The organism is Micromonospora sp. NPDC049107 (assembly GCF_040648595.1).
In the GTDB taxonomy this organism is placed as follows: Bacteria; Actinomycetota; Actinomycetes; order Mycobacteriales; family Micromonosporaceae; genus Micromonospora.
Map to the genome: position 1 here is coordinate 408,811 of NZ_JBEZEC010000002.1, position 14,065 is coordinate 422,875.

Genomic DNA, 14,065 nt, shown 5'->3' on the forward strand with positions numbered 1-14,065 from the left:
GGCCGGTCCGTGTGGTGCGTCGTGCTCCGTGCTCTTGATCAGGCGAAGCAGTTCTCGATGGCGCCGCCCGGGATGGCCAGGCAGTTCGTCGGGCGGTTCGCGGTGATGGCGGACTTGTCGTCCACGTTCACCGGCCCGAAGAAGGTGAACACACCGCCCGGCGCGAAGGTCGAGAAGTTGTTGGCGACCTTCGTCTTCGACAGGTTGACCTCGCCGAAGATGTTGAAGATGCCGCCGCCGACCCCGATCGGGCCGATGGCCCGGTTGCCGACGACCTCGCTGTTGCGCAGCGTGAGGATGCTGCCGGCGTTGAAGACCCCGCCGCCGAAGAAGCCGGCGGTGTTCTCCTTGATCCAGCTGTCCTCGACGGTCACCGCGCTGTCGAAGGCGATGGCGAGACCGCCACCGACCCCGGCGGTGCTGTTCTTCGCGACCGTCACCTTGTGCAGGTTCAGCTGGCTGTCCGCCGCCGCCAGACCACCACCGGCGAGGACCGCCGTGTTCGAGGTGATCTCGGTGTCGTACGCGGTGGTGTTGCCCTCGATGTCGAGGTAGCCGCCGCCGAAGCCCAGCGTCTCGTTGTCGCTGATCACGGTCTTCTTGAGCTCGACCGTGCCGCCGTCGACGTCCTCGGTGAAGATCTCCGCGGCGCCGTTGGAGATGCCGCCACCGCCGATGATCGCGGTGTTGTCCTTGATCTTCGACTCCTCGACCTTGAGCAGGCCGGCGTTGAAGACACCGCCACCGAAGAAGAAGGCGGTGTTGCCCGCGACGGTGCTGTGCCAGATCTTCGTGGTGCCGAAGTTGGCCACACCGCCGCCGTTGCCGCCGGACTGGTTGAGGACGACCTCGGACTCGATGATCTCGGCGGAGCCGCCCGGCTGCACCAGGATGCCCGCGCCGTCGGTGTCACCCGGCTCCTCGACGAGCGGCGTGACGGCGCCCGGCGCCGCCTTCGTGGCGGCCTTCGCGGTCGCCTTCGGCGCGGCCTTCAGGCCGGCCTTCGGGTTGGCCTGCCGCGCGGTGAGGGCCTGGTCCAGCGGAACGCCGGCCTTCACCTGCGCCGCGATCGCCTCGGAGTCCGAGTAGGACGCCCAGACGGCCGCCGGCTCGACGGCGCTCAACAGTTCGAGGGTCTGACCACCCTTGACGGTCAGGCCCTTGATGGTGAGGTGTCCGCCAGGACCGACGTTGAGGATCCGGAAGTAGTCGGCCGTGGCCTCACGGGCGATGGTGGTGTGCTCGCCCTTGAGGGTGATGTTCTCGGTGATGACCGGCAGACCGTTGCCCTGGTAGTCGTTGCGGCTCAGGTTGTAGGTGCAGCCCTTGGCCAGCTCCAGCACACCGCCGTGCTTGTTGTTGGCGAACACGATCGCCTGGATCAGCTTGTCGGTGTCGCAGGGCACCTCCTTCCCACGCTCGTGGTCCTTGTCCCGGTCCTTGTCCTTGTCCTTGTTCTGGTCCTTGTCCCAGTCACGACCCTCGTCACCGTGCTGGTCGCCGTCCTTGCTCACCTGCGCGGTGTTCCAGTTCAGGCCGACCGCCCCGGCGCTGCCCGCGACGCCCACCGCCGCGAGACTGATCACGCCCGTCAGACCGGCCACGCCGCTGGCGAGCCAGAGCTTGCGGCGGCTCTTGGCCGTCGCCCGCCCGGAGGCTTCGTTGTTCGTTAGGTAGTTGGACATCGGAGCTCTCTGCCCTCTCCTCGTACCAGACAGGGTCGCCGCCCTCAGACGGTCGTCCCCTGCTACAAATCGGTTGTAGCTCCCAAAAACACCGTATGAGAATGTTCCTCGCCTCGGGGGTGTATCCGAAACAACCCCACATTAGGTTCACGTTGCCCCCAGCGAGGACCGGACGGACACACCCCTGCCCAAGTCGGCCTGTGGGCCCGTGACCTGCCCAAATGGGTACGCCCCTCCGAGCCGGTGACGGCTCGGAGGGGCGTTCTATGTGGTTCAGCCCCACCCGGTCAGGCGAAGCAGTCCAGAACGTTGAAGCAGTTGGTCGGACGGTTGGCGGTGACTGCGGACTCGTCGTCCAGCGTCACGGTGCCGCCGAGGCTGTTGAAGATGCCTCCCGGCTCGAGGGTGGAGAAGTTGTACGCCACCTTCGTCCGGTGGAGCGTGACCTCGCTGCCCTCGGTGTTGAGGATGCCGCCGCCCCGGGCGAACGGGCCGATGGCCCGGTTGCCGACGACCTCGCTGTCGCGCAGCGTCGTGCGGCTCTCGTCGTTGAAGAGGCCAGCGCCGGCGGACCCCGCGGTGTTGTCCTTGATGGCGGTGTCCTCGATCGTCGCGGTGCTGTCGGAGACGACCGCCACACCGCCACCGTCGCGGCCAGCGCTGTTCCTGGCCACCGTGGCGTGCTTGAGGGTGAGCTGACTGTCGGCCACGGCAACGCCGCCCCCGTCGAGCACCGCCGTGTTGTCGGTGACCTTCGTGTCGTGCAGGGTCGTGGTGCCCTCGACGTCCAGGACGCCGCCGCCGAAGCCGAGCGTCTCGTTGTCGGTGATCTCGCTCTTGTAGACCCAGACCGCACCGCCGTCGACGGACTCGGTGAAGATCTCGGCCGCGCCGTTGGCGATGCCGCCACCACCGATGATCCCGGTGTTGTCCTTGATCTTCGACTCGTCGACCTGGAGCACGCCGGCGTTGAAGATGCCACCGCCGAAGAAGAAGGCGGTGTTGTGTGCGACCGTGGTCTTGCTGAGCCTGGTGCTGCCGAAGTTGGCCAGCCCGCCGCCGTTGCCGCCGGACTGGTTGTAGAGCAGCTCACTGTCCAGGATCTCGGCCCGACCCCCAGGCTGTACGAGCACCCCGGCGCCGTCGTTGAACCCGGGCTCCTCCACCAGCGGCGCAACCTGAGCTCCGGTCGCCGCCGTCGTCGGGGCGGTTGCCGCTGCCGGCTTGGCTGCGGTTCCGGTTGCCGGCTTGGTGGCCGCTGCCTTGATCGCCTTGGCCGTTGGCGCTGCCGGCTTCGCTGCGGCTGCCGCCTTGGTCGCTGCTGTGGGCTCCGCCGCCTTGCTCGCTCCCGGCTTGGCGGCAGCGCCCTTGACCGCCGCGCCCTTGACCGCCGCCTGCTTGGTCGTTGCCTGCTTGGCCGCCGTCTGCTTGGCCGCCGTCTGCTTGGCCGCCGTCTGCTTGGCCGCCGTCGGCTTGGCCGTCGTTGTAGTCGGCTTGGCTGCCGCTGCGGTGGACGTCGCCGACTTCGCCGCCGCCGTCGTGGCCGGCTGGGCTGCGGCGCCCGCTGCGGTGGTGGCCGCCGGCTTACCCGTGGCCGGCGTGGTCCGGACCGAGGTCGCGTACGGCCCCCAGACCGTCGCCGGCTCCACGGTCATCGCCCGCTGGATGGTCTGCCCACCCTTGATGCTCAGGCCCTTGAGGGTGAGCTGCCCGCCCGGTCCGACGTTCAGGATGCGGAAGTAGTCGGCGGTGGCCGCACGACCGATGGTCGTGTGCTCGCCCTTGAGCGTGATGGGTTCGGTGATCACCGGGAGGCCGTTGCCGTCCTGGTTGCGGGTCAGGGTGTACGTGCAGCCCTTGGCCAGCTCCAGCACACCGCCGTCGCCGTCGTTGGCGAAGGTGATCGCCTGGATCAGCTTGTCCGAGTCGCAGGGCACCTGCTTGGTGCGATCCTTCTCGTCCCGCTTGTCGTCCTTGCCGGCGCGGTCGTCGCTGCCGCTCCAGTCGTCGCCGCTCCACTCGTCGTTGCCACCGTTCTCCTTGCCGCCGTTCTCCTTGCCGCCGTCGGCGTTCGCGTCGGCGTCGCTGACGTTCTGCCGGTTGGTCGACGGCTGGGCGTCGGACACCCGGGCGGAGGTGGGTTTGTCGTCCCGTGCGGCTACGCCACCGAGGGCGGCCAGGCCGACCACCCCGGTCAGGCCCGCGACGCCGGCAACCCACAGGGCCCGTCGTCGTCGTGTTGGCGGAGCCGTCGAGGCCCCGCCGTCGGTACTCGTTACGTCGTTGGACATCAGAGCCTTCCGCCTCTCCTGCTACCAGACGGGGTCGCACCGCCCGCAGCGCCACGACCAGCTACAAATCGGTTGCAGCCTCTGATGTCCACCGTATGAGAACTATCTTCGCGAGGCGGACGTATCCGAGAAAACCCCGCATACGCCTCAAGTTAGGGCACGAGCCCGTAACGGTCCGGGGCGACAGGAAGGGGTGTGAGCAGCCCAAACGCCACGAGGCGCCCCTTGCCGTCCGGCGTGGGGCGCTTGGCGGTGCCGCTGGTGGTGATCGGCTCGGGTTCCTGGAAAACGCGCTCTCCGAGCGGGTCGGAAACCCCGACATCAAGGAGGTCGAGTGGATCTAGCCCGGTAGCAGGCATGATCCACTCCAGTGCGCCGATGGCGCGGTATCCCGGCGTCTGGATACCCCAAGCTCGGTGATCTGGAGTGGATCAACGCGCCGGCCACGGCCGGTGGTCCGGCACCCGCCGGCCACGAGTCCAGATCGAGGCCCGAGGCCCGAGGCCAGGCCCAGGCCCAGGCCCGGACATCGGCCAGGCCCAGGCCCAGGCCCAGGCCCGGACATCGGCCAGGCCCAGGCCCAGGCCCAGGCCCGGACATCGGCCAGGCCCAGGCCCAGGCCAGGCCCGGACTAGGTCCAGGCACTGGCCCAGGTCTATGCCGAGGCGGCGACCCCAGGGGCTCGGGGGCGAGGTCGAGGGGTGGGGCTTGGGTCAGCCGGGCAGACGGGGCCCGGCTTCGCGCTGCTCGGCCAGCCAGGTCTCCACCTCGTCGGAGGTGCGCGGCAGGCCAGCCGACAGGTTGACCGCGCCGGTCGCGGTGACCAGGACGTCGTCCTCGATGCGGATGCCGATGCCGCGCAGCTCGGCGGGGACCAGCTCGTCCTCGGGCTGGAAGTAGAGACCCGGCTCCACGGTGAGCACGTAGCCCTCGCCCAGGGCGCCGTCGCGGTACGTCTCCTTGCGGGCGTTCGAGCAGTCGTGGACGTCGATGCCGAGCATGTGGCCGAAGCCGTGCAGCGTCCAGCGCCGGTAGACCGACGACTTCTCGTCCATGGCCTCGTCCACGCTCACCGGCAGCAGGCCCAGGTCGGACAGGCCCTCGGCGAGCACCCGCATACAGGTCAGGTGGACGTCCTTGAACTTCACGCCGGGGCGGATGGCGTCCATGCCGGCCTGCTGTGAGGCGTACACGATGTCGTAGACCTGGCGTTGCAGGGCGGTGAACCGGCCGTCGACCGGCAGCACCCGGGTCACGTCGGCGGTGTAGAGGTTGCGCCCTTCGACCCCCATGTCCATGAGCAGCAGATCACCCGGGCGGGTGGCGCCGTGGTTGTGCACCCAGTGCAGGATCGTGGCGTGCTCGCCCGCGCCGACGATCGAGCCGTACCCGACGTCGTTGCCGTCGTGCCGCGCGCGCAGCGCGAAGATGCCCTCCAGCAGGCGCTCCGAGACGGCGCGGTCGGCCGGCAGGACGCGGGCCACGTCCTCGAAGCCCCGGACGGTGGCGTCGATCGCGTCCTGGAGCTGGCCGATCTCCCACTCGTCCTTGACCAGCTTCAGCTCCGAGATGGCGATGGCCAGCTCCCGGTCGCGGGCCGGCTGACCCTCGGCGCGCGGCCCGTCGTAGGGGCGCACGGCCGCGTCCACCTGGGCGTCGAAACCGCGCAACACCCGGGTACGCCCCGGAGCGAGGTCGGCCAGCGCCGCCTCCAGCCCGGTCAGGTCGGCGGTGGGCAGGTCCAGTTCGGTGGACTTCTCGCCGAGGGTGTGCCGCCGGCCCACCCACAGCTCGCCGTGCCGGCTGCGGAAGAACTCGTCGGTCTCCCGGGACGAGCGGGGCCGCATGTACAGCGTCGCGTCGTGGCCCGAGCCGTTCGGGCGCAGCACCAGCACGCTGTCCGGGTCGTGGTCACCGGTCAGGTAGGCGAAGTCGCTGCCCGGCCGGAACGGGTACGCGGTGTCGTTGGCACGGACCTTCTCGCCGCCGGTCGGGATGACCAGCGTCTCGCCCGGGAAGGCCGCGGAGAGCGCAGCCCGCCGCTTGGCGTAGTTGGGGATCTCTGGACGCGGCGTGACCGGGAGTTCGGTGTCGCGCCAGCCCTGCCGCATGAACGACAGGAACGCCTCCGGGAAGTCCGGATCGTGCGATTCCGTGCCGTCTGTCGGCGTACCCTCGGTGCTTTTGCGTTCCTCGGTCATTGCGCCGCTCCCCTCCGCTCGTGGCTGGTCCCGACGGTACCGCGCGCCCGGTTCGCGGTGGTGGCGGCCGGGAGCGCCCCGAACGACGGACGGCTGCGACGGGCCGACGGAGCGCGTGGAAAGATGACGACCATGTGCGGACTCCTGGCCTTCTTCAGCGCGAACGGCAACGCCGCCGCGCACCGCGACCACATCGCCGGAGCATTGGAATGCCTGCACCACCGCGGCCCGGACGAGACAGGGGTCGAGGTGGTCGGCGACGCGTCCGGCCGGTACGCGGACGGAGTGTTCGCCCACAAGCGGCTCGCCATCATCGACGTCGCGTCGAGTCACGAGCCGCTGCCCTACGCGAACGGCCGTTACCTGCTGACCTTCAACGGTGAGATCTACAACTACATCGAGCTGCGCGACGAGCTGATCCGGGACTTCGGCGCGCAGTTCGCCACCGCCGGTGACGGCGAGGTGATCGTCGCCGGCTACCACTACTGGGGCGAGCAGGTGCTCACCCGGCTGCGCGGCATGTTCGCCTTCGTCATCTGGGACCGGCAGGAGCGGCGCGCGTTCGGCGCCCGCGACTACTTCGGCATCAAGCCGCTGCACTACCTGGAGACCGCCGACGGCCTCTACCTGGCGTCGGAGAAGAAGGCGCTGCTGCCGTTCGCGCACAGCAACTACCAGGGCGACGCGGGCGTGGACGCGGCGAACCTGAGTCACTACCTGACCCTGCAGTACGTGCCGGAGCCCGGCACGCTGCACAAGGGCATCAGCCGGATCGGCTCGGGCGAGTACCTGACCTGGACCCCGGGCGGGCGGATCGACGTACGGCGGTGGTACCGGCCGGTGTTCCGGCCGGCGCCGGTCGACGATGAGCAGAAGCTGTACCACGAGATCCGCGAGACGCTGCGCGAGAGCGTTCGCATGCACATGCGCTCGGACGTGCCGGTCGGCTCGTTCCTGTCCAGCGGCATCGACTCGACCGCCGTGGTCGCGCTGGCCCGCGAGTTCAACCCGAACATCCTGACCTTCACCGTCGGCTACGACGTCCCGGGTTACTCCGAGATCGACGTCGCGCAGGACTCGGCGCGGCACCTGGACGTCACCACCATCCCCACCAAGATCGGTCCGCAGGACATGATCGACGCGCTGCCGAAGATCGTCTGGCACCTGGACGACCCGGTGGCCGACCCGGCGCTGGTGCCGCTCTACTTCGTGGCGAAGAAGGCCGCCGAGCACGTCACGGTGGTGCTCTCCGGTGAGGGGGCCGACGAGTTCTTCGGCGGTTACACGATCTACCGGGAGCCGCTGTCGCTGGGCACCGTCAACGGCCTGCCCGGTGGGGTGCAGAAGGGGCTGCGGGCGGTCTCCAAGGCCATCCCGCAGGGGGTCAAGGGCAAGAGCTTCCTCGAGCGGGGCACCACGCCGATCGAGGAGCGCTACTACGGCAACGCGCGGATGTTCACCGAGGAGGAGAAGCAGCACCTGATGCGTCGCTACGACCCCTCGGTGCGCTACACCGACGTGACCGCCCCGATCTACGCCGAGTGCACCGAGCTGGACGACGTCACCAAGATGCAGTACGTCGACCTCTACACCTGGCTGCGCGGCGACATCCTGGTCAAGGCCGACCGGATCTCGATGTCGCACTCGCTGGAGGTGCGGGTGCCGTTCCTCGACCGCGAGGTGTTCGACGTCGCGGCGAAGATCCCGGTGGACCTGAAGCTGCCGCCGCGCTCCGACGCCACCAAGTACGCGATGCGTCAGGCGTTGCAGGGCGTCGTGCCGCCGGCGATCGTCAACCGTAAGAAGCTGGGCTTCCCGACCCCGACCCGGGTGTGGCTACGCGGCGAGATGTACGAGTGGGCCCGCCACGTGCTGAGCACCTCCGGCGCGGGTGACCTGCTCGACCTGTCGTACGCGCTGCGGCTGCTCGACGAGCACAAGCGGGAGGAGTTCGACCACTCCCGCAAGGTGTGGACGGTGCTGATCTTCTGCATCTGGCACGCCATCTTCGTGGCCAAGACGCTCGACCCGGGCATCCAGCGCAACCAGTCGGCCCTGCTGACGAAGCCGGTAGTCGGCTCCATGGTCCGCTAACCGCGCACCCACCCCGCACCCCGTCGATCAAGAGGTTTGCGTCACCGGAAGCGCTCCGGATGACGCAAACCTCTTGATCATTTCAGGGGGACCTCAGCGACGGGCGCAGGTGACCGTCGGGAGGGCGTTGGTTCCTGTGCTGCTGGCCAGGAAGCCGAACGATGTCGTGCCCTCGGGCGCGACCGTGCCGTTGTACTGGACGTTCGTCGCGGTCACCGAGGCGCCGGACGTCGTCTGGGTGGCATTCCAGACCTGGTTGATCACTTGTCCGCTGGGCCAGGTCCAGCTCGCGGTCCAGCCGGAGAACGGCGTACTGCCGTGGTTCATGATCGTGACTTGTCCCTGGAATCCGCCCTGCCAGGTGCTGGTCACCGAGTAGACGGCCATGCAGTCACCGCTGGACGGCGGCGGCGTGGTCGGCGGCGGGGTGGTCGGCGGAGGCGTGGTGGGCGGGGGCGTGGTGGGCGGCGGGGTGGTCGGCGGAGGCGTGGTCGGCGGGGGCGTGGTGGGCGGCGGGGTGGTCGGGTTGTTCCCGCCCGGACCCACACCGGTCACCTGACCGCTACCACCGTCGAACGTCACGTCGGAGCAGCCGAAGAAGTTCTCCTGCGAGTCCGAACGCACCCAGCGGGAGTAGATGATGTGCCGACCGCTCTTGCCCGACGGCAGGTTGCCGCTGAAGTAGTAGTGACCGTCGTTGGTGCCGACCGCGCCGCGCTGCGGCGGGTTGGTCACCGTCAGGAACGGCTCCTCCAGGTCACTCCAGGCCAGCGCGCGGGTCGGGCTCCAGCTGTCCTTCGTCACGTAGAAGTAGAAGGTGCCCGGGTGGTGCGCCCAGTTGCTGTACCGGAAGTCCAACCGCGCGCCGGACGTCAGGTGGGTCAGCGGCCAGTCGGTGCGGGGCAGGTCGTAGCCCCGGTAGCCGGTGTTGCCACCGCTGCACAGCTGCCCGTCCGGGATGAAGCCGGTGGTACGGCCACCGGCGTCGGAGCGCAGCACGCTGAACCAGTTGTAGAGCGAGTTCGTGCCGCTCTGCGCCACGGCGGCGGCACACGCCGGGTTGTTCGGCCTGATCTCGCCGGTCTGGCTCATGCCGTCCTGCCAGCAGAGGTAGGTGCGGGCGCCCGGCGTCATCGCCGCGCCGTGCGCGGCCGCCGGTTGTGGACTGGACGCCAGGGCGACGGCGCCCAGCGCAAGGGTCAGGGCCGCGGTGAGCACTGCGGCCGTACGGGAACGGTTCACGGGTTCTCCTGACTCGCGAGGCGTGCCGCCCGAGGCCGCCCCGCCGCAAGCGGATACGACGATCACCCTGGCGCGCCCCGGCAGAAGATCGGCCGGCGGACACGCGCCATCGACGGTCCTGTCCTGGACCGGTGCCCTCGCGTCCAACAACCCGGCAACCGGCGGCGCGACAGCCCTCGCACCACCCGGTACGGGCCATCCCACCACGTCGCCCGCCACCGACGCAATAGTCGGTCCTCGATATGTCAAACACGGCGGGTCGGCGCCGGCTCGGCGGACTCCTATCCGGTCCGGCGGGTTGCTTCCTATAGTGATGGTCTGCGCCCCGACGGTCTTCCCGCGCAGATCGCCCGCCTCGGGTCGCCTCACGCCGCCCGTAGCGTCGCGCAGACGAAGGAGGCGGCAGCGCGTGCCCGACGTGTTCGACGAACTGCACCGCCGCTGCCGGGCCGGCGAGCCGGTCGCCCTGGCCACCGTGGTCGCCACCTGGCGGTCCGCGCCGCAGCCGCCCGGCGCCGCCATGCTCGTCGCCGCGGACGGCACGGTCACCGGCAGCGTCTCCGGCGGCTGCGTCGAGGCGGACCTCTACGAGCGGGCCCGCCACGTGCTCGACACCGGCGTACCGGAGTTGGTCCACTACGGCGTCAGCGACGACGAGGCGTACGCCGTCGGGCTCACCTGCGGCGGCCAGCTGGACGTGTTCGTCGAGCGGTTCGACGGCGATGCCCTGGCGCAACTCGACGTGGTCGCCGCCGCGCGGCAGGCCGGCGAACCGGCCGCGGTCGTCACCTGCGTGGCCGCCGATGCCGGTGACACGTCCGACCCGGCGGGGCGGCTGGGTCGCCGGCTGGTGCTGACCGGGCGGCGGGTGACGGGCTCGCTCGGCGACGACCGGCTGGACGACGCCGCGGCCGACGACGCGCTCGGGCTGCTCGCCGCCGGGCACAGCGGCGTCCTGGGGTACGGCTACCAGGGGCAGCGTCGGGGCGGCGGCCTCAGTCTCTTCGTGGCCGCGTACGCCACCGCGCCCCGGATGATCGTCTTCGGGGCGATCGACTTCGCGGCGGCGGTGGCGCACATCGGCGTGTTCCTCGGCTACCGGGTGACCGTCTGCGACGCTCGGCCCGTCTTCGCCACCGGCCGGCGCTTCCCCGACGCGCACGAGGTGGTGGTGCGGTGGCCGCACCGCTACCTGCGGGACGAGATCGACGCCGGCCGCGTCGACGGGCGCACGGTCGTCTGCGTGCTCACCCACGATCCGAAGTTCGACGTGCCGCTGCTGGCGCTGGCCCTGCGCGAACCCCTGGCGTACGTCGGCGCGATGGGGTCACGACGTACCCACGACGAACGGCACAAACTACTCCGCGAGGCGGGGCTCGGCACCGCGCAACTCGACCGGCTGGCCTCACCGATCGGGCTGGACCTCGGTGGTCGTACCCCCGAGGAGACCGCGGTCAGCGTGGCCGCGCAGATCGTCGCGGCCCGCTGGGGCGGCAGTGGCCGCCCCCTGGCCGCGACCGACGGGCCGATCCACCACGCGGACTGATCCCGCTGTGCCAGCCTGGGGCGAGACGGCCGTCGCGGCCGCCGAGGGCGAGGGGGCTCTGATGGGGTACGCGGTGGTGCTCGGCGAGGCGCTCGTCGACCTGCTCGACAGCGACGTCGACGGGGAGCGGGTCTACCGGCAGGCCATCGGTGGCGGCCCGCTCAACGTCGCCGTCGGGGTGACCAGGCTCGGCGGGGCGGCCCAGTTCGTCGGCTCGCTCGGTGACGACGTGCTGGGCCAGCGGATCCGCGACTTCCTGAGCGGGGTCGGCGTCGGCCTGGCCGGTGCGGTCACGGTGTCCGCGCCGACCACGCTGGCGGTGGTGACGTACGCCGGCCCGGAGCCGGACTTCCACTTCTACGGCGAGCCGCGCTCCTACGGCCTGCTCGGCCCGGACGACGTGGACCTGGCGCTGACGGAGGGCGCCGACGTGCTCTACTGCGGCTCGATCGTGCTGCTTGAGCCGGGCACGCTGGCCGCCGCCCGCCGGGCCTGGTCGTTCGCCACCGGCCTGCGGGTCCTCGATCCGAACGTTCGCCCGCGACTGCTCGACGGGCCGGTCGCGCTGGACGGGTTGCGGCAGGTGGTGGCGGAGTTCGCCGCGGGCGCGCACCTGGTCAAGCTGAGCAGCGCCGACGCCGGGCTGCTGTATCCGGGTGAGCCGGTCGAGGGGGTCGCCGCGTACCTGCGGGAGTTGGGCGCGTCCACCGTGGTGGTGACGCTCGGCGCGGCCGGCGCGGTGCTGGCCGCCGCCGGGGCCGACCCGGTGCGGGTGCCGGCGCCGAAGGTGGACGCCGTCGACGCCACCGGCGCCGGTGACTCGGTCATGGCCGCGCTCATCGCCGACCTGCTCCGTGACGGCGAGCCGGCGGATCCGACGGGCTGGGTCGATTCGGTGGCGTTCGCGCTGCGGGTCGCCGGTCTGGTCTGTGAGTCGCCGGGCGGGGCCACCGCCATGCCCACCCGCGCCGAGGTCGAACGCCGCTTCGGCCGTTGAGGGCGGGTGACGGCTGGTTGACGGCCCTGTTATGTGAACGTTAACATCGGCGTCTGCCTATTTCCTGCGTGTTATCCGGGAGGCTCCGATGAGACTCGTCCTGGTACCACCGACATTCCGCCGCCTCGCCGCCGTACTGGTCGTCGCCCTGGTTGCCGTCGGCGGCGTCGCCGTCAGCGCTCCGGAGCCGGCGCGCGCCTGGGACAACGCGGTGGCCAGCACCCCGCCGATGGGCTGGAACAGCTACGACTCGTTCAACTGGAGCGTCACCGAGGCCGACGTACGGGCGAACGCCGACTACATGGCCACCAACCTGCGGCAGTCCGGCTGGCAGTACATCGTCATCGACTGGGGGTGGTACTACCCCGGACGGCACAACAACAGCCCCAACCAGGACTCCAACCTGCAACCCCGGCTCCGGATGGATGCCAACGGGCGGCTGCTGCCCGACACCACCCGGTTCCCCTCCGCCGCCGGTGACAACGGGTTCAAACCCCTGGCCGACTACATCCACGCCCAGGGCCTGAAGGTCGGGGTCCACCTGATGCGGGGCATCCCCCGCCAGGCGGTGGCCGACAACGTCCCGATCTCGGGCACCAGCTGCCGCGCCAACCAGATCAACAACAGCACCACCGCGGCCTGGCTCAACCTCATGTGGGGCCTGAACATGTCCAACCCCTGCGCGCAGAGCTACCTGGACTCGGTGTTCCAACTGCTCGCGTCCTGGGGGATCGACTTCGTGAAGGTGGACGACATCGCCGCGCCGACCTACCGGCAGGCGGAGATCGAGGGCTACAAGCTGGCGATCCAGCGCAGTGGCCGTCCGATGGTGCTGAGCCTGTCGCCCGGTGCGACCCCGCTGGCCAGCGGAAGCCACGTCCAGGCCAACGCGCACATGTGGCGGATCGTCAACGACCTCTGGGACAACTGGTCGTCCGTCGACGCCCTCTTCGACCAACTCCGCAACTGGACCCCGTACCGCGCCACCGGCGCCTGGCCCGACCCGGACATGATCCCCATCGGCCGGCTCTCCAAGTACGGGCCCGTCGGCTCACCGCGCTACTCCAACCTCACCTCGGACGAGCAGCGCACCCTGATGACCCTCTGGGCGATCAACCGCGCGCCGCTGATGTGGGGCGGCAACCTGGTTGAGAACCGCGCCTCGGAGCTGGCGTTGATGACCAACGCCGCCGTGCTGGCCGTCGACCAGAACAGCGCGAACAACCGTCAGCTCACCGGTGGCACCCGGCAGGCGTGGACCGCCGACGTGCCGGGCAGCACCGACCGCTACCTTGCCCTGTTCAACCGCGAGAGCGGCGCGGCGAACGTCTCGGTCAACCTGGCCGACCTCGGAATCGGCTCGGCCACCGTGACCGACCTGTGGTCCGGCGCGGCCCTCGGCACGGTGACCGGGACCCTCACCCGTTCGCTCCCGGCCCACGGCGCCGGGCTGTACCGGCTGACCCCGGGAAGCACCGTGCCCGTCCCGACCGCCTACACCCTCGCCGCCCAGCACAGCGGGAAGCTGCTGGACGTTTCCAACAACGCCACGACCGACGGCGCCGACATCGTGCAGTGGAGCGCGAACGGGCAGGCCAACCAGCGGTGGCGGTTCCAGGACGCCGGTGGCGGCTACCAGACGGTGGTCAGCGTGCACAGCGGCAAGTGCCTGGACGTGTACGGCGGCGCGTCCGCGACCGCCGACGGCGTCCGGGTCACGCAGTGGACCTGCAACGGCGGCACCAACCAGCAGTGGCGCGTCCAGGACTCCGGGACCACCGGCGTAGTCCAGCTGATAGCGAGACACAGCAACAAGTGCCTGACCATCCTCAACGCCGCCACCACCGACGGCGCCCGCGCGGTCCAGTCCACCTGCACCACCGCCACCAACCAACAGTGGCGCCGCACAGCGGTCTAGCTCCCCGATTGTCGTTCGGTGATCAAGAGGTTTGCGTCAGGATCCGGCGTGAATGTGACGCAAACCTCTTGATCGACGGGGTGGGCCGGGG

At 70.2% G+C, this 14,065-nt stretch carries 8 protein-coding genes; 4 read left to right on the top strand and 4 right to left on the bottom strand.

Features of this window, described 5'->3' with window-relative positions:
- Nucleotides 1-38: 38 nt before the first annotated feature.
- From AB0B55_RS07045 to AB0B55_RS07055, 3 genes are all read right to left on the bottom strand, one after another.
- Nucleotides 39-1,685 carry a hypothetical protein gene (locus AB0B55_RS07045; protein ID WP_357128065.1) on the bottom strand — a complete coding sequence of 549 codons (1,647 nt, stop codon included), beginning with the start codon at nt 1,683-1,685 and terminating at the stop codon, nt 39-41.
- A 287-nt stretch (nt 1,686-1,972) separates the two neighbouring features.
- Nucleotides 1,973-3,976, bottom strand: a complete 2,004-nt coding sequence (locus tag AB0B55_RS07050; RefSeq protein WP_357170886.1) for a right-handed parallel beta-helix repeat-containing protein — start codon at nt 3,974-3,976, stop codon at nt 1,973-1,975.
- 713 nt (nt 3,977-4,689) lie between these two features.
- Nucleotides 4,690-6,177, bottom strand: coding sequence for an aminopeptidase P family protein (locus AB0B55_RS07055; protein WP_357128071.1), 1,488 nt, complete (start codon nt 6,175-6,177; stop codon nt 4,690-4,692).
- 132 nt (nt 6,178-6,309) lie between these two features.
- Here AB0B55_RS07055 and asnB point away from each other — a divergent pair, with 132 nt between their 5' ends.
- Nucleotides 6,310-8,271 carry an asparagine synthase (glutamine-hydrolyzing) gene (gene asnB / locus AB0B55_RS07060; protein WP_357128568.1) on the top strand — a complete coding sequence of 654 codons (1,962 nt, stop codon included), beginning with the start codon at nt 6,310-6,312 and terminating at the stop codon, nt 8,269-8,271.
- 93 nt (nt 8,272-8,364) lie between these two features.
- Here asnB and AB0B55_RS07065 read toward each other — a convergent pair whose 3' ends face one another.
- Nucleotides 8,365-9,513: a lytic polysaccharide monooxygenase gene (locus tag AB0B55_RS07065; RefSeq protein ID WP_357170888.1), complete on the bottom strand. Its 1,149-nt coding sequence runs from the start codon at nt 9,511-9,513 to the stop codon at nt 8,365-8,367.
- Nucleotides 9,514-9,922: 409 nt separating this feature from the next.
- Between AB0B55_RS07065 and AB0B55_RS07070 the strand changes: the two genes are divergently transcribed.
- The 3 genes from AB0B55_RS07070 to AB0B55_RS07080 all read left to right on the top strand — a co-directional run bounded on the left by AB0B55_RS07070 (nt 9,923) and on the right by AB0B55_RS07080 (nt 13,974).
- Nucleotides 9,923-11,059: an XdhC family protein gene (locus AB0B55_RS07070; RefSeq protein ID WP_357128077.1), complete on the top strand. Its 1,137-nt coding sequence runs from the start codon at nt 9,923-9,925 to the stop codon at nt 11,057-11,059.
- Nucleotides 11,060-11,120: 61 nt separating this feature from the next.
- Entirely contained in the window at nt 11,121-12,056 is a 936-nt protein-coding gene (locus tag AB0B55_RS07075) for a PfkB family carbohydrate kinase (protein ID WP_357171223.1), read from the top strand.
- An 88-nt stretch (nt 12,057-12,144) separates the two neighbouring features.
- Nucleotides 12,145-13,974, top strand: a complete 1,830-nt coding sequence (locus AB0B55_RS07080) for an RICIN domain-containing protein (RefSeq protein WP_357128080.1) — start codon at nt 12,145-12,147, stop codon at nt 13,972-13,974.
- Nucleotides 13,975-14,065 lie beyond the last annotated feature (91 nt).